Source organism: Halapricum sp. CBA1109, from assembly GCF_009741825.1.
In the GTDB taxonomy this organism is placed as follows: domain Archaea; phylum Halobacteriota; class Halobacteria; order Halobacteriales; family Haloarculaceae; genus Halapricum.
In genome coordinates this window covers 1-15541 of the sequence record NZ_WPCA01000061.1, presented here as the reverse complement: position 1 = coordinate 15541, position 15541 = coordinate 1, and the positions used below count along the sequence as shown (strand labels likewise).

12 protein-coding genes and 2 pseudogenes are annotated in these 15541 nt (G+C 66.7%); 5 read left to right on the top strand and 9 right to left on the bottom strand.

Features of this window, described 5'->3' with window-relative positions; translation table 11 throughout:
* The 5 genes and pseudogenes from GJ629_RS08415 to GJ629_RS08395 form a co-directional block, all read right to left on the bottom strand.
* The coding region (locus GJ629_RS08415) for a glucodextranase DOMON-like domain-containing protein (protein WP_197428509.1) at positions 1–352 on the bottom strand (352 nt) is incomplete at its 3' end.
* 378 nt (positions 353–730) lie between these two features.
* Positions 731–1759, bottom strand: coding sequence for a fe2+ transport protein (locus GJ629_RS08410; RefSeq protein WP_370515835.1), 1029 nt, complete (start codon positions 1757–1759; stop codon positions 731–733).
* A gap of 203 nt (positions 1760–1962) precedes the next feature.
* Positions 1963–6536: pseudogene (gene gltB, locus GJ629_RS08405) on the bottom strand (glutamate synthase large subunit).
* A gap of 237 nt (positions 6537–6773) precedes the next feature.
* Entirely contained in the window at positions 6774–7520 is a 747-nt protein-coding gene (locus GJ629_RS08400) for a nucleoside phosphorylase (protein ID WP_157512583.1), read from the bottom strand.
* A gap of 71 nt (positions 7521–7591) precedes the next feature.
* Positions 7592–8830, bottom strand: a complete 1239-nt coding sequence (locus GJ629_RS08395; RefSeq protein WP_157512582.1) for a mandelate racemase/muconate lactonizing enzyme family protein — start codon at positions 8828–8830, stop codon at positions 7592–7594.
* A 101-nt stretch (positions 8831–8931) separates the two neighbouring features.
* Here GJ629_RS08395 and GJ629_RS08390 point away from each other — a divergent pair, with 101 nt between their 5' ends.
* Together GJ629_RS08390 and GJ629_RS08385 are read left to right on the top strand one after the other, a co-directional pair.
* Positions 8932–9240, top strand: coding sequence for a putative quinol monooxygenase (locus tag GJ629_RS08390; protein ID WP_157512581.1), 309 nt, complete (start codon positions 8932–8934; stop codon positions 9238–9240).
* 51 nt (positions 9241–9291) lie between these two features.
* Positions 9292–9660: a prefoldin subunit gene (locus GJ629_RS08385; protein ID WP_157512580.1), complete on the top strand. Its 369-nt coding sequence runs from the start codon at positions 9292–9294 to the stop codon at positions 9658–9660.
* Positions 9661–9831: 171 nt separating this feature from the next.
* Here the strand turns inward: GJ629_RS08385 and purH are convergent, their stop codons facing one another.
* Entirely contained in the window at positions 9832–11412 is a 1581-nt protein-coding gene (gene purH, locus GJ629_RS08380) for a bifunctional phosphoribosylaminoimidazolecarboxamide formyltransferase/IMP cyclohydrolase (RefSeq protein ID WP_157512579.1), read from the bottom strand.
* Positions 11413–11488: 76 nt separating this feature from the next.
* Positions 11489–12523, bottom strand: a complete 1035-nt coding sequence (locus GJ629_RS08375) for a TRC40/GET3/ArsA family transport-energizing ATPase (protein ID WP_157512578.1) — start codon at positions 12521–12523, stop codon at positions 11489–11491.
* 124 nt (positions 12524–12647) lie between these two features.
* Between GJ629_RS08375 and GJ629_RS08370 the strand changes: the two genes are divergently transcribed.
* Positions 12648–13085, top strand: coding sequence for a hypothetical protein (locus tag GJ629_RS08370; RefSeq protein ID WP_157512577.1), 438 nt, complete (start codon positions 12648–12650; stop codon positions 13083–13085).
* Between the two features lie 5 nt (positions 13086–13090).
* Positions 13091–13294, top strand: a complete 204-nt coding sequence (locus GJ629_RS08365; RefSeq protein ID WP_157512576.1) for a helix-turn-helix transcriptional regulator — start codon at positions 13091–13093, stop codon at positions 13292–13294.
* A 372-nt stretch (positions 13295–13666) separates the two neighbouring features.
* On the opposite strand, the pseudogene GJ629_RS08360 reads toward GJ629_RS08365, so the two are convergent.
* Together GJ629_RS08360 and GJ629_RS08355 are read right to left on the bottom strand one after the other, a co-directional pair.
* A pseudogene (locus GJ629_RS08360) lies at positions 13667–14124 on the bottom strand (30S ribosomal protein S19e).
* Positions 14125–14174: 50 nt separating this feature from the next.
* Positions 14175–15209 carry a lysylphosphatidylglycerol synthase transmembrane domain-containing protein gene (locus GJ629_RS08355; protein WP_157512575.1) on the bottom strand — a complete coding sequence of 345 codons (1035 nt, stop codon included), beginning with the start codon at positions 15207–15209 and terminating at the stop codon, positions 14175–14177.
* An 89-nt stretch (positions 15210–15298) separates the two neighbouring features.
* On the opposite strand from GJ629_RS08355, the gene GJ629_RS08350 reads away from it, so the two are divergent.
* On the top strand, positions 15299–15541 hold a 243-nt coding region (locus tag GJ629_RS08350), incomplete at its 3' end, for an AIR synthase related protein (RefSeq protein ID WP_231754555.1).

Genomic DNA, 15541 nt, shown 5'->3' with positions numbered 1-15541 from the left:
GGACGAGGTAGTGCCACGGCCCCTCGAAGGTGACACCCGTCCCGGGTCGACCCTGCGTCGACGTCGGCACGTCGCTTCCCGCGTCGGGGTCGCGGATGTACAGTTCGAGGACCTGTACGCCGAACCCGCCCGCGAACTCGTAGGAGTTCGTGAAGTCCCCAGCGATACCGACCTCGAAGGTCCAGGAGTCACCGTTGTCGTAGATGGTGACGCCCGTCATGTCGTAGGCGCCGTCGACGAACTCGCTCGCGGTCGGATACGCGTACCCGCCCGGACCATCGTCATCGCCCTCGGGGTCCGGGATGGACCCGACGACGTGGTTCGACGCTGTGCTGGCGCTTACTGACCCCACACCGGCTGCTGTCAGTGCACCGACTCCCGCAACTCCGGTAAGATACTCTCTTCGTTTCATGGTTGTGTAATCACGATGGCGCGATGCAGCGGCGCTCACTCGCGACGGCTGGTACCGGCGACCGTCCGCCGGACACGCCGACAGCGACTCCCCTATCAGAGCCGCGGGGGGAGGATATGAGCGCCACTGTGCGGTCCATACGTACGACGTGATGTTTGCGCACTCGATGGAAAAACATTATGGTTCACCTCCCACGGCCGACATATCACCCGCCAGCGAAACGACGGAGTCCCCTTCCGTCTCCCGTTTTCCCGGCACCGACAGTATTGTGTGGTACGTCAACGAGTCACACTTTTGCGGGTTTAAATAGGGGTGGACTCACAGCGTGAGCGTCCGAGCCCCGGTCGACAGAAACGCACGCTCGTACCCCTCGTGACGACCGACCTGTGGCGGCGTCGCCACCGTGAGCGTCACCTGATCGCCGTCGCGGACGCCGTCCACCGACGTTCCGTAGTGATAGCCCAACCGCGATCCGAGCGTCCGGTCGAGTCGCCCCTCGAAGACGACGGCACCGTCGCGTTCGACCGTCGCCTCGAGCGCCATCGCCGGCAGGACGTAGCGGTTGTACCGCGTCCGGGCCGAGACGGCCACGTACTCGCCGTCGTCGAGCGTCGTCACCACGAAGTCGGCGTCGTCGATGCGAACGCGTCCCCGGACTGTCCCCGGGAGTTCCGCGGCCGGCGGCAGCACTCCGGTGGGCATCGGGAGCGACTCCGAGGGGGCCAGCGCCCCCGGTGAACCGCCCTGTTCGATCCGCGTCGAAGAGATGTCCGCCCGCGTCGACTCCGTCAGCGCCAGCGGTATCTCGACCGACCCCGGATCCGAGAACCGGCCCGCGAACGCCCCGCGACGCTCGATGCCGGTCCCACCGACGCTGACCGTCGCCGTGTACGTCCCGCTTCCGTCGAGCGTGAAATTCCCGCCGTAGTGAAACCCCATCGGCTGTGAGAGCATCGGGTAGATGACCTCCTGTGAGACCACCTCGCCGTCGCGGGTCACCTCGACCGACAGCCCCGTCTCCGGGAGGACGGTCCCGGTCTGTCCGTCCCACACCGACGCCATCAGGTGGACGGTGTCCTCGTCGGTCCGTTCGACCTCGGTGACCGTCTTGCCCGTCACCGTCCAGAAGGTGTGTGGTACCGTCGCCAGCAGTGCGAACTGGTAGTCTCCGTCGGCCGCCGTCCCCTGCATCGACATCGTCTCCCGGAAGCGCTGGACGTAGATGCCACCCGTCTCCGCATCCGCTGTCGTCCGACCCGTCGCGGTCGTCTCCCGCCCGGCCGTACAGCCGGCGACACCCAACGCTACCGCCGCTCCACCCGCCGCGAGGAACTGTCGGCGTTGCACAGTCGAACTTACGGTGCGACGTAAATAGACGTTCTGCGACGGCGCTCGCGGCTCCGTCTCGTCGCCGCTCGCCATTCGGAGGCGCCTCACTTCGTGGCTATGTTGCCACTCAACCTCGCGTATCGTTCGGCGGACGCCGCTCGCGGGTCGTCCCTCCCCGCTCGCCGTTCGGAGGCGCCTCACTTCGTTCGGCGCCTCCCCGTTCAGTCGTCGGTCGACACCTGGAAGTCCGTCGACCCGTCGTCGACGCTCGGGGTCGCCGGAGCCGGCAGTTCGGTCCGCACGTCGTCCTCTGGCCGTTCCTCGATTATCTCCGCGTAGGCGTCGGGCAGGACGCGAACGAAGTCCTCGACGGTCGACTCCCAATCGTCCAGCAGTTCCGTCGCCCGCTCGGAGTCGGTGTAGGCGGCGTGGTTCTCCAGCAGACGACGCAGCATCTGCCGGTCGTTGGTGTCAAGCGTGTCGTAGAGGCTGGCCATCCCGGTGTTGGCGTTCTCTTCGAGGGTGTCATCGGGGTCGTAGACGTAGGCGACGCCGCCGGACATCCCGGCCGCGAAGTTCTTGCCCGTGTCGCCGATGACCGCGATGGCACCGCCGGTCATGTACTCACAGCCGTGGTCGCCGACGCCCTCGACGACGCCTTTGACCCCGGAGTTGCGGACGGCGAAGCGCTCGCCGGCCTGCCCGTTGACGTACATCTCGCCTTGGGTCGCGCCGTACAGCGCGACGTTGCCGACGAGGATGTTCTCGCTGGCCACGTAGCCCGCGTCCTCGGGCGTGTGGACGATCAGTTTCCCGCCGGAGAGTCCCTTGCCGACGTAGTCGTTGCCGGTCCCGGTCAGTTCCATCGTCACGCCGCTCTGGACGAACGCGCCGAAACTCTGGCCGGCGGTCCCGTCGAAGTCGACGTGGACGGTGTCCTCGGGGAGGCCCTCCTTGCCGTGGGCCCGCGAGATGCGGTTCGAGAGCGTCGCCCCGACCGCTCGGTCGACGTTGTTGATATCGGCGTCGATGGCGACCGGTTCACCGTTCTCGATTGCGGGCTCGGCGGCGTCGATGAGGTCCCAGTCGAGTTGCTCGTCGACGTCGTGGTTCTGCTCGACCGTCTTCGTCCGGTCGTCGCCGCCGACCGGCGGTTCGGTGATGACCGAGAGGTCAAGCTTCTTGGCCTTCGGGTGCTCGACGTCCGAGCGCTGTTCGAGCAGTTCCGTCCGCCCGACCATCTCCTCGACCGTCTCGAAGCCGAGTTCGGCCATAATCTCCCGAAGCTCCTGTGCGACGAAGGTCATATAGTTGATGACGTGTTCGGGCTGGCCGGGGAAGCGCTCCCGGAGCTTCTCCTTCTGGGTCGCCACGCCGACCGGACAGGTGTTCTCGTGACACTGCCGAGCCATCACGCAGCCGGAGGTGACGAGGCCGGCCGTCCCGAAGGTGTACCCCTCGGCACCGAGCAAGGCAGCGACGGCCACGTCCCGCCCGGTCTTCATTCCGCCGTCGGTCGTGATCTTGATGCGCGAGCGCAGGCCCGTCGCCCGGAGCATCCGGTTTGCCTCGGCGACGCCGAGTTCCCACGGCAGGCCCGCGTTCTTGATCGACGTCTTCGGGGAGGCCCCGGTCCCGCCGGAGTGGCCCGAGATGTGGACCACGTCGGCGTTGGCCTTGGAGACGCCCGCCGCGATGGTGCCGATGCCGTCCTCGGCGACCAGTTTGACGTTGATGTCGGCCTCGGGGTTTGCGGCCTTGAGGTCGTGGATCAACTGCTTGAGGTCCTCGATGGAGTAGATGTCGTGCAGCGGCGGCGGCGAGATGAGCCCCACGCCCGGCGTCGCGTACCGGACGTGTGCGATCATATCGTTGACTTTCTTCCCCGGCAGGTGGCCGCCCTCGCCGGGCTTTGACCCTTGGGCCATCTTGATCTGCAGTTCCTCGGCCGCCGCAAGGTAGTCGCTCGTGACGCCGAAGCGGCCGGAGGCGACCTGCTTGGTCTTTGACTCCTTCTCGGTGTTGAACCGCTCGGGCGGTTCCCCGCCCTCGCCGGTGTTTGAGTTACTGCCGAGGCGGTTCATCCCGATGGCCATATTCTCGTGGGCTTCGGGACTGATCGACCCCAGCGACATCGCCGCCGACTCGAAGCGCGTGACGATGTCCTCGATTGGTTCGACCTGCGCTATCGGGATGGCGTCGCGCTCGTCCGTGTCGAACTCAAGCAGTCCACGCAGCGTCTGGAGCGTCTCAGTCTGCTCGTTTATCTCCGCGGCGAACTCCTTGTAGGTCTCGTAGTCGCCGGTCCGGACCGCCTGCTGGAGCGTCCCCGTCGTCGAGGGGTTCCACTGGTGGTGAATCCCGTCCGACCGGAACTCGTACTCGCCTTGGCGCTCCATATCGACCTCGTCGTCGAAGGCGACCGCGTACCGCTTGCGGAGGTCCTCCTCGACATCCTCGATGCCGATGCCCTCGGTCCGACAGGTCGTCCCCTCGAAGTACTCGGCGACGAAGTCCGAGGAGAGTCCGACGGCCTCGAATATCTGTGCGCCCTGATAGGACTCGACCGTCGAGATGCCCATCTTGGACATCGTCTTGAGCAGGCCGTCCTCTAACGCGGTGACGTAGGCCATGATGGCCGCCTCCAGTTCCGCGCCGTCGGGACCGGCGACGAGGTCCTCGATGGTCTGGTAGGCCAGATAAGGGTTGATCGCGTCGGCCCCGTAGCCGACCAGCGTCGCGACGTGGTGGACCGCCCGCGGGTCGCCCGATTCGAGGACGATGCGACGTGGTTTCGCAGTCCGTTGCGAACGAGGTGGTGGTGGACCCCGCCCATCGCCAGCAGACTCGGGATGGGGATACGGTCCTCGCCGGCGCCTCGGTCCGAGAGGACGATGACGTCCTCGCCGGCCTCGGCGGCCTCGGTCGCCGCCTCGCGGACGTCCTCGACGGCCGTTCGGAGGTCCGTCTCTGGGTCGAACGTAATGTCGACCGTCGTCGAGGAGAGGCCGTTCGCGTCAAGGTCGTGGATGGCCGCCATCTCCGTGTCCGTCAGGATGGGCGAGTCCGCGACCAACTGCCGGGCGTGATCCTGACTCTCGCCCAGCAGATTCCGCTGGTGGCCGATGCGGGACTCTAGGGAGGTGACGACCTCCTCGCGGATGTAGTCAAGCGGCGGGTTCGTCACCTGCGCGAACAGCTGTTTGAAGTAGGTAAACAGCGGGCGGTTGAACTGGCTCAGCACCGACAGCGGCGTGTCGTCACCCATCGAGCCGATGGGGTCTTTCCCCTGTTCGGCCATCGGTTCGATCAGGTGGTCGACCTCGTCGTAGGTGTAGCCGTACATCGCCTGATGGCTCCGGAGAGCGTCGACGTCGCTTTCGGGTTCCGGATCGTCGGCCTCGGCGATGTCGACCAAGTCGACCTGCTCGTCTTCGACCCACTCGCCGTACTTCTCGTCGACGAGGTCGTCGAACACCTCGTCGTCGGGGACGACCCGTCCCTCGTTCGGGTCCGCGAGGAAGCACTGTCCGGGCTGGAGGCGACCGCGTTCGCGTATCTCGCTGGCGTCGTAGTCGACCGCACCGACCTCGCTCGCCATCACCAGCGTGTTGTCCTCAAGGATGTCGTACCGGCAGGGTCGCAGGCCGTTGCGGTCCAGCACGGCACCGATGCGCTCGCCGTCGGTCGCGGCGACCAGCGCGGGACCGTCCCACGGTTCGACGACCGAAGCGTGGTAGTCGTAGAACTCCCGGCGGGCCTCGGGGACGTCGTTGTCCTCGTGACGCCACGCCTCGGGGATGAGCATCCGGAGCGCGTGCGGGAGGTCACGGCCGCCTTCCAGCAGCAACTCCAGCGCGTTGTCGACGCTCGCGGTGTCGGACTGGTTCGGATCGTCGATGATCGGTTTGAGCTTCTCTATCGGGGCCGTCTCGCCGGCCGTCACCGCGTCGAAGGCGTCGCTCTCGATGTCGGTTTCACGCGCGCGCATCCAGTTGATATTGCCCTCGATGGTGTTGAACTCGCCGTTGTGGATGACCTTGCGGTAGGGGTGGGCGAGGTGCCACGCGCCGAGGGTGTTGGTCGAGAACCGGGCGTGGACCATCGCGAACGTCGACTCGAAGCGGTCGTCGGTCAGGTCCGGGTAGTACGCGGGCAACTGCTCGGCCTTGAGCAGCCCCTTGTAGGTGATCGTCTGGTGGTCCATCGAGACGACGTAGAACCGCTCAGCACCCGCCTGCTCGCCCTCCAGACGCTCGACGTGGTTCTCCAGCACGCGACGGGCGACGTAGAGCTGTCGGCTGAGTTCGTCGCCGGTGTGGCCGGCCGCGGACTCGACGAACACCTGCTGGACGTCGGGTTCGCTCTCCAGCGCCGTCTCCCCGAGGCCGCTGTTGTCCGTCGGCACCGACCGCCACCCCAGCACGTCGATACCCTCCGCTGCCAACTGCTGTTCGGTGATCGACTTCAGTTCCTCCCGTGCCGTCTCATCTTGGGGCAGGAATAGCGTCCCGATAGCGTACTCGTCCGGGGCCGGAAGCGCGAAGTCAGTCTCGTCGGCGAAGAACGCGTGCGGAATCTGGAGTTTGATCCCCGCACCGTCTCCGGTGTTCTCTTCGGCACCGGTAGTACCACGGTGTTCGAGGTTCTCCAACAGGTCGAGCCCGTCCTGCACCACCCATCGCTCGCTGCCGCCGTCGAGGTCCATCACGACCCCGACACCACAGTTCGATCGTACGTCCGCGTCGGCGAGCCCCGACTCGCCAGCGGACTCGTCTGTGCCAGTAGTAGTCATGTGACCCGCAGTAACGGCTCCAGTAATAAGAGGTTATCCTTCAAGAGACAAGGGTGTATTAAAGTCATTCTAGGAGATTAATATTCTTGGTGTTCTATCATCAGGGACGGCCGGCAGCGGGTCGCTAGCGGTCTATCAGCTTACGGGCTGCGGCACCTAAGGTCGGGACTCTGGAGTCCCCTGCCATCGTTCGGTCGCCGTACGGAGTTGCTCGTAAAAAGCGGTCGGTCGGACGGGTCACTCACTTACGTGTGTTGCCAGCGACTCGACGACCGGTGAGAGGAGGTCGGGCAACGTCTCGTGTGAGGCCGCCGGGACGGTCCGCTCCTCGGGCGTGACGTAGTCGCCGATGCTGAACACCGCCCCCGCGTCGAGGTCCCGACACGCCGCGACGGCGAACAGCGTCGCCGCCTCCATCTCGACGGTTCGCACGCCGTCCTCGCGGTACTGCCGAACCTCCGGCACCGTCTCCCGGAAGAAGGCGTCGGTCGTCCACGTCGGACCAGCCTCGACGGACAGGCCGGCATCGGCTATCGACCGCTTCAGTTCCGCCGTGAGCGCCGGCGACGGTTCGGCCGGGGCTTCCGGCGGGAGGTAGTGGTAAGACGCCCCCTCGTCTCTGATAGCGTCGGTCGCGACGACGGCCCGTTCCGGCGGTATCGAGGGGTCGAGACAACCAGCCCCGCCGAGGATACAGACTGTCTCCACGCCCAACGCCGCCAGTTCTTCGAGTACGCCGGCCGTGACCGCCGACCCGACGCCGAACGCACCGACGGCCCCGACGCCGTCGGCGACCCGGTGCATTCGGCCCTCGCTCAACACGTCCAGTCGCTCGCCGGCCGTCGCGACGACGTCCGCGAAGAACCCGTCCTGATAGCAGAGGACCACGGTCTCCGGAATCGGTTCGTCGGGCTGATCCACGAAGTCAGACGCCTCGAAGACCGCTTCCGCGTCGTGTTTCCCCGCGAAGTTCGGGAGCGGCATACCGGCCGTTCCGTCGGCCGAGTGAAAAGAGTGACTCGACCGTGGTTCACGCCCGCACGCTCACGACCCGCTTACGCTTCGTCGAACACGTCCTCGCCGTCGACAGCGTGTTCCTCGACGGCGTCCATATCCAACGTCACGCCCAGCCCCGGTTTTTCCGGGATGGTGATGTAGCCGTCCTCGATGACCGTCTCCTCGACGAGGTCGTCCCACCAGCCCAGTTCGTAGCTGTGGTACTCGACCGCCAGCGAGTTCGGGATGGCCGCGCCGACGTGGGCGCTCGCCATCGTCGCCACCGGCGAGGAGACGTTGTGCATCGCCACCGGGACGTAGTACTGGTTGGCCACATCGGCCACCTTCCGCGTCTCGCGCATCCCGCCGACTTTCGGCATATCCGGCGCGACGATGTCGACCGCTTGGTCCTCGATCAGGCGGCGCTCCTCGGTCACCCGATAGCGGTTCTCGCCCACCGCGATGGGCGTCACCGTCGACTTCGTGACCTCCTCCTGGACGTCGAGGTTCTCCGGCGGCACGGGGTCTTCGAGCCACCACACGTCGTACTCCTCGATGGCGTCGGCCAACCGCTGTGCCGACCCGCCCGAGAACGACCAGTGACAGTCGAAGGCCACGTCCGCGCGGTCTTTCACGCGCTCTGTGACCTTCTCGACTATCTCGGCTTTGTGCCGTATCTCGCCCGGTCGGAGGTGGCGGTTCGCCCGGTCTTTCTCCAGTCCCGAAGGCACGTCCAGATCGAACTTCAGCGCATCGTAGCCCAGTTCCTCGACGACCCGTTCGGCCTCGTCGGCACAGGCGTCCGGGTCGGCCTCTGCCTCGGTGTGACAGTCACAGTAGACCCGCATCTCGTCGCGGTACTTCCCGCCCAGAAGCTGGTAGGCCGGGACCTCCAGAATCTTGCCCGCGAGGTCGTGGAGCGCGACTTCGATGCCCGCGATGGCGGTGACGGTCACGCCCTCGACGGAGCCCTCGCCGGACATCTTCTGGACCAGATGCTCGTAGAGGCGGTCGATGTCAAGCGGGTTCTCCCCGAGCAAGAAGGGCGTCATCCGCTCGATCAGTTCGGGAACGCCTGCGCCCCAGTAGGCCTCGCCCGTGCCGACGACGCCCGCGTCGGTGTAGACCCGGACCAGCGTCCACGGGAAATTGCCGTCGATCATTGTCGTCTGCACGTCGGTTATCTCGACGTCCCGGCCCCCGCCGCGCGTCGCCGTCGCCCCCATCGTCTCCGCCGAGAGGTTCCGCATCGTGTACTCGGCGTTCGGGTCGTGCAACTCCGCGTAGTCTCGTCCCATGGCTTCCGCTTGCACACCCCCGGGCAAAAGTGTGGTCGGTCGACGCGTCGGGAGCACCCGACACTGGCGGTTATATCGCTCCAGTCCTCGACGGACGCCGTATGCCCGAATCCAACTACGCGCTCCAAGCGACGCTCGAAGCGAAACCCGAGAAGGCTGAGGAGGTCGCACAGTTCCTCGAAGACGCCCTCCCGATGGCCGAGGCCGAACCCGACACGACGACGTGGTTCGCGCTCCGCCTCGACGAGACCACCTTTGGCATCTTCGACACCTTCCCCGACGAGGACGGCCGGCAGGCCCACCTAGAGGGTGACATCGCCGCCGAACTGATGGCCCGCGCCGACGAGTTGTTCGTCGAGGAGCCACAGATCGAGGAGATAGACGTCCTCGCGGCGAAACACACCGAGTAGCACCGTTTCCCACATCGAGGATATTTGACGCTGGCCACACTCGATACAGCTATGCAAGGACAGCTTCCACCCGCCGCACAGGACATCTACGAGGAGATGCAGGAACTGCAGGCCGAGGCCGAGGACGTCGTCGCCCAGAGACAGGACGCCGAGCGAGAGCGCGAGGCGGCGGCGGCCGCGATAGACGCCATCGAGGACAGTGAAGGGGACGAGGCCGTCTACCGCCGGCTGGGAAGCGTCTTCGCCGAGACCACCGCGGGGGAGGCCCGTCCCGCACTCGAAGCGAAGGTGGCCCGCCTCGACGACCGCATCGAAGCCCTCGAATCGACCGAGGAAGACCTCCGAACGGAGTTCGAAAATCGCAAGGAGGACATCAAACACTTGCTGGGCGGCGCGGGCGGCATCGGCACCTCAGAGTAGGACGGCCCTCCGTTCGTCCAGCGAGTTTCCGACATTCCTTCCCTTCGGTCAGTCATGTCGGAAGCACCGTGTCAGCAAAGCTGCCACGAGCTTTAGACACTCTTTCGCCGTCGCTCAGTCGTGTCTAAGCACCGCTGGACTCGCTACCACTCGTCCAGCGAGTTTCCGTCACTAATCGTGACGGAAGCACCGCTGCCCGGTCATAACCATCGTCATCCCGAGTTCGTCAGCCTTCTCGATCACGTCCTCGTCGTTGACGCTCCCGCCCGGTTGGATGACGGCCTCGATGCCCGCCTCCGCGGCGGCCTCGATACCGTCCGGGAACGGGAAGAAGGCGTCGCTGGCCATCACGGCACCCTCGGCGTCTTTGCCCTCGGCGTCGTTCTCGGCTTTCATCTTCGCTATCTCGACGGCGTCCACCCGGGAAACCTGTCCCGCGCCGACGCCGACCGTCTCGGTGCCTTTCGCGAAGAGGATGGCGTTAGACTTGACGTGTTTGATGGTCTGCCACGCGAACAGCATCGACTCGACCTGTTCGTCGGTCGGTTCGCGCTCGGTGACGACCTCCAAATCGTCGGCCGACAGCGACTGCAGGTCCCGCTGTTGGACCAGTCGCCCGCCGACGAGCGGCTTCTCCGTCAGCGTCTCGGTGGCGTCGAACTGCTCGGTACAGTCAAGGACGCGGAGATTGTCCTTCTCGAAGAGGACGTCCAAGGCGGCGTCGGTGTACCCCGGCGCGACGACGACCTCTTTGAACGACTCGACTATCTGTTCGGCGGTGGCGGCGTCACACTCCCGGTTGAGGGCGACGATGCCGCCGAAGGCGCTCTTGGGATCCGTCGAGAGCGCGTCGGCGTAGGCCTGTGAGATGGAATCGGCGACGGCCGCGCCGGCGGGGTTGGTGTGCTTGATGATGGCGCACGCGGGCGCGTCGAACTCCTTGACGATGTTCAGCGCGGCGTCGGCGTCGTTGTAGTTGTTGTAGCCCATGCCCTTCGCGCCCTCGTTGAGTTGCGGGGCGTGGACGACGCTAGCCTCCTCGCAGGTCGGGTCGGCGTACAGCGCGGCTTCCTGATGGGGGTTCTCGCCGTAGCGCAGCGTCGCGGCGCGGTCGTCGCTGACGATCCGACGCTCAGGGAACGCCCCGCCGTCGTCGCCCGCGACGCTGACGGTCCCCGCTGCGCGGTCGACGGTCACGCGGTCCTCCGCGAACCACTTGACGGCGCGCGGGTAGGCCTTGAACTCGCCCTGATAGAGGACGCGCTCTTTCAGGTCGTCGACATCGTCGCCGTCGAAGACCGGGATGGGCTCTTGGGTGACGATGGGGCCGTCGTCGACCGTCTCGTCGACGACGTGGACCGTACAGCCGGTCTGTGTGACGCCCGCGTCGATTACCTGCTCGTGGGCGTCCATCCCGGGGAACGCCGGCAGGAGGCTGGGGTGGACGTTGAGGATAGTCGGCTGGTCGGCGACGAACCCCTCGGTGAGGATGCGCATATACCCGTCCAGACAGACGAGGTCGTAGTCGTACTCCGCGAGGGCGGCGGCGACGCGTGCTTCGTGGTCCTCGCGGGACTCCTCGTCACGCTTTTCGACGACTTCCGTCGGGATGCCGCGTTCGGCCGCGGCGTCGAGGACCGGCGCGCCGTCCTCGTTGGCGAGGACGACGGCGAACTCCGCGCCCCCGGGTGTTCGGTCGGCGATGTTCAGCAGGTTGCGACCCCTGTTGGAGGCCATTCCGGCGAGTTTCATATCTGGAGGGGCGTCTCGGGCGCGCAAAGTAGTTGCGAAACTCGCGTTGGGGTACGTCTCGTGCAAGCGCCGCAGGTCACTCTAGGCACGCCGCCACGACACGCAACAGCGTCTCGCCGCGGACCTCGTCGGCGAACAGGGGGACGCGCTTGACGTTGTGGCCGCGGAAGACCTCTTGGGAGCGCTGGAGCGCTTTCTGCTGGACGTCCCAGCGCCGCTTACAGAACTCGCAGTGGTCGATATCGGGCGAGACCGCCCACTCGGGGTCGACGCCGGCCACGTCGGCGAGGTCCTCCATCACGCGGTTGACGACGATGGTCCCGACGGGGATACCGAACTCCTCGAGGCGGGCCAGCAGGCGTTCGGACTCGGCGACGGCCAACTCCTCGGGGACCATCACGATGCGGAAGTCGGTGCGCTCGGGGTCCCGCAGGACCGCCCGCAGGCGCTCGATGCGGTCGCTCATCTCCCGGAGGCCGTCGACGCCCTCGTCGATGTCTTCCTCGTCGGCGTCGCCGAGCATCCCGGTGAGTCCCTCCATCATCCCGGACATCTTCTCGCGGAAGGCCAGCAGGCGACCGATCATCGTGTCCATCACCTCAGGGAGCTCCAGCAGACGGAGCGTGTGGCCCGTCGGCGCGGTGTCGACGACGACCCGTTCGAAGCGCGGGTCGTCCAGATACTCAAGCAGGAGTTTCAGCGCCGCGGCCTCGTCGCTGCCGGGCATCGCGCCGCCGAAGGGGTTGGCCATCTCCTCGCCGCCGAGCATATTCGAGACTGGCCCCAGCGCCTCGTCCATCCCCGCCATCCCCTCGTCCATCGCGTCCTCGGGGTCTATCTCGGCGGCGTAGAGGGGGTCGTCCTCACGGATGCGCGTCGGTTCGCTCGGAATGTCCGTCTCCAAGGTGTCCGACAACGAGTGGGCGGGGTCGGTCGAGACGACGAGCGTCGACGTGCCGTCGCGGGCGCTGGCGAGCGCCGTCGCGGCGGCCATCGTCGTCTTCCCGACGCCGCCTTTCCCGCCGTAGAGGACGTACTCGGCGGCGTCCACGCCCGCCGGAACGGCCGCGTCGTCGATGTCCTCGACAGTCTCGACGTCGATTTCGGTCATACGCGTCCGTTCCCGGCCGGGGCTTGTGTACCCGTCGGTTGCGAGTATCCTCCTGTGTGACCGCCAATTTTATGTGGGTGTAAAACACTCTTTACTGTAAAGGGTGCTTTACACCCGTGATACGATGAGCGAGGAACTCACCGCGAGCAAGCGAGTCGAGAAGCGCGAACAGTACACGCGATGGATCAACAGGTCGGTCGGTGTCGGCGTCGCCGGGTTCTTCGTCGGGACCGCGGCGTGGATGGTCACCGACGCGGCGGTCGCGCTCTTCGTCGGACTGGGCGTCTACTGGCTCGGGTGTCTCGGGATGGCGCTCGGGTACTGGACCTCGCCGGTGTCGGTCAGGGACGAACTGCAAGCGCGGATGGAGCGGGAGGCAAGCCAGACAACCTTCGCGTTCGTGACGGGCGTGACGATACTCGGTCTGCCGGCGGACGTGGTCCTCAGTTCGACCGGCGTCTACACGGCCCCCGCCGCCGCCCGGGGTGTGATCTGGGGGTACCTCCTGTTGCTCTTCGTCTTCGGGGTCGCCCACTGGGCCACGAAGCGCCAGTACGCCTGAGTGACATGGACAACGAGATAGCTACGTACCGCGAACGCGAGGGGTTGAGTCAGGGAGCGTTGGCTACGGAAGTCGGCGTCTCGCGACAGACGATAAACGCCGTCGAGCGCGACCGGTACGACCCGTCGCTGGAACTGGCGTTCAAACTCGCCGCGTACTTCGAGTGCCGGATCGAGGACATCTTCCACCCCGATGTGACGCTTGAGTGACCGGGGCGGACTGCTCCCGTCCGTCAGAACTCCAGCGTCCCGGGGGAGCCACCGTTTCGACGACAGTACGCGCGTGAAGGCGACCCATATCAGCAGTCGCTCTGCGGCCTAGCGACTGCTGTCAGGACGCCCGGGCGCCGGAGACCGGAGCGAAGCGACGGTCTCGAATGCGCGAGCGGTGAAACCGCGAGCGCGCCGATATGGCGCGCTCTGGGGAGGAGTGAGGGGAATCGTCGCGGCCCACATCGGGCCGCGACTGCGGAAAGCACTGGCGTTGCTCACAGACCCCGCCGGCGACGCCGGCGGTGGTCCTGCTGGCCTGGTGGAAATGAAAAGGGCGCAGCGCGGCACGCCAGTGCCGCGCAAGGGCTTTCAGGCGTAGCGCTGCAGTTCCTCGCTCAGATCCTCGATAATGTCGGTCGCGGTGTCGTCGAGGAGAGCGCGGCCCTCGCCGGTGACGACGCGGCCCTGTCCCTGCTGGGTTTCGACGTAGCCGGCCTCCTCCAGTTGCTGGAGGGCGGTGCGGACGATGTTCCGGGAGCCGTCGACCTGTTCGGGCGGGCTGACCTGATAGCGGTTCGAACGCCCTTGGTCGAGCCGTAGGCGGTGGCGAGCGCGCCGACGCCGGTCGGGCCGTCGATAGCGACCTTCCGGAGCAGGCTGGCGGCGCGGGTCGCCCAGAAGTCCTCCTGTTCGGGCGGCAGCTCGTTGCCGACGCCGGTCGTCGTGTACTCTGTCCAGTCCGGGGCTTCGATGGCCGACTCCTCGGCGAGTTCCTCGGCGACGGCCTCGATGAGGTCGTCGGCGGGGACGTCGTAGAGTGAAGTCATTACAACTCTGTTCTGCGCTGGCTCATTTAAGCCCGTCGCATCTGGTGGAGCTACTCCTCGTCGATACTGGCACGGCGGGCACCCAAGGCGGTGGCGACGCCGCCGCCGACGAACGTCGGGAGCCAGTACGTGGCGACGCGGTGGATGAACACGGCGGCGACGGCGGCCCCCGAACCGATCCCACCGAGGGAGGTCAACAGGGCGGCGAACGCGCCCTCGACGGCACCCGAGCCGCCGGGAAGCGGCGTCACGCCGGCGATGGAACCGATGGGCGTGACGACCAGCGCGGCGGCCAGCGGGACGTCGACGCCGACGGCCAGCACAGCCACCCACAGGGCGATCGAGAGCGCGAGCCACCCGGCGGCCGAGAAGGCCGAGGCCAGCACGATGGCCTGCCTGTCGGCGGCGATGCGGTCGATGGCGCTGAAGAAGCCGTCGACGCGGCCCTGTATCGCCGCCTGATCGGGCGGCGAGCGGGTCGGGATCAGTCTGTAGAGACCCCGCACGACGGGCGTGAGGACGCGGCCGACGATGCGTTCGATCCGGTGGCGGTAGCGGTAGCCGAGGACCACCGCCGCGACGAAGGCGGCCACGAGGACGACGATGGCGACGATGGCGACGACGAACTGCCGGCCGACCGGGACCGAGCGCAACAACAGCGACGCGACGCCGACGACGGCGATACCGATAGAGGGCACGAAGTGCAGGGTGTCGACGGAGGCGATAGCGGCGAGGCCGGTCTCGTACTCGGCGTCGGTCGCCTCGGAGATGAGGAAGGCGCTGACCGGCTCCCCGCCGGCCTGACCGAACGGCGTGATGTTGTTGGCGAACATCGCGGCCGAGAACACGAGTATCGAGCGCGTGGCTGAGAGGGGCGCGTCCATCGCCCCGAGGACGGTGTGCAGCGACAGTCCCCACGCCGACAACCAGACGACCGCGAGACCGAGAACGACGGCCGAGAGGCCCGGGTCGGCCTGCTGGAGCGTCCCGATGGTCTCCTCGACACCGGCGACGTAGACGAGGATAGCCAGAACTAGCAGCGCAGCGGCGAATCCGACGACGGTCACCCAACGGTCGCCGTCCATCGGTTGGGGACACGGGCATCGGCGGCTTGAAGCCACCGGAAGCGGGCGGTCGGGTGGGCTTTTGCCTCTCGGAGTGCAACGGGCGGTGTATGGACGAACGGACGGTGCTGGGACTGCTTGCCGACCGTCTCCCGGCGGCCGGTGACGACGCGGCGGTCGTCGACGGCCTCGCGGTGACGACGGATATGCTCCACGAGCGCACGGACTTCCCGGCGGGGACGACGCGGTACACCGCGGGATGGCGGGCCGTCGGCGCGTCGCTGTCGGATCTGGCGGCGATGGGCGCAGAACCCGTTGGGGCCGTCGCCGTCTACGCCGCGCCCGCCTTCGAG

Bases quoted from the DNA above. Each gene is read 5' to 3' on its own strand.
- GJ629_RS08400 (WP_157512583.1), bottom strand. From the start codon at position 7,520: ATGCCGCTCCCGAACTTCGCGGGGAAACACGACGCGGAAGCGGTCTTC.
- GJ629_RS08395 (WP_157512582.1), bottom strand. From the start codon at position 8,830: ATGGGACGAGACTACGCGGAGTTGCACGACCCGAACGCCGAGTACACG.
- GJ629_RS08390 (WP_157512581.1), top strand. From the start codon at position 8,932: ATGCCCGAATCCAACTACGCGCTCCAAGCGACGCTCGAAGCGAAACCC.
- GJ629_RS08385 (WP_157512580.1), top strand. From the start codon at position 9,292: ATGCAAGGACAGCTTCCACCCGCCGCACAGGACATCTACGAGGAGATG.
- purH (WP_157512579.1), bottom strand. From the start codon at position 11,412: ATGAAACTCGCCGGAATGGCCTCCAACAGGGGTCGCAACCTGCTGAAC.
- GJ629_RS08375 (WP_157512578.1), bottom strand. From the start codon at position 12,523: ATGACCGAAATCGACGTCGAGACTGTCGAGGACATCGACGACGCGGCC.
- GJ629_RS08370 (WP_157512577.1), top strand. From the start codon at position 12,648: ATGAGCGAGGAACTCACCGCGAGCAAGCGAGTCGAGAAGCGCGAACAG.
- GJ629_RS08365 (WP_157512576.1), top strand. From the start codon at position 13,091: ATGGACAACGAGATAGCTACGTACCGCGAACGCGAGGGGTTGAGTCAG.
- GJ629_RS08355 (WP_157512575.1), bottom strand. From the start codon at position 15,209: ATGGACGGCGACCGTTGGGTGACCGTCGTCGGATTCGCCGCTGCGCTG.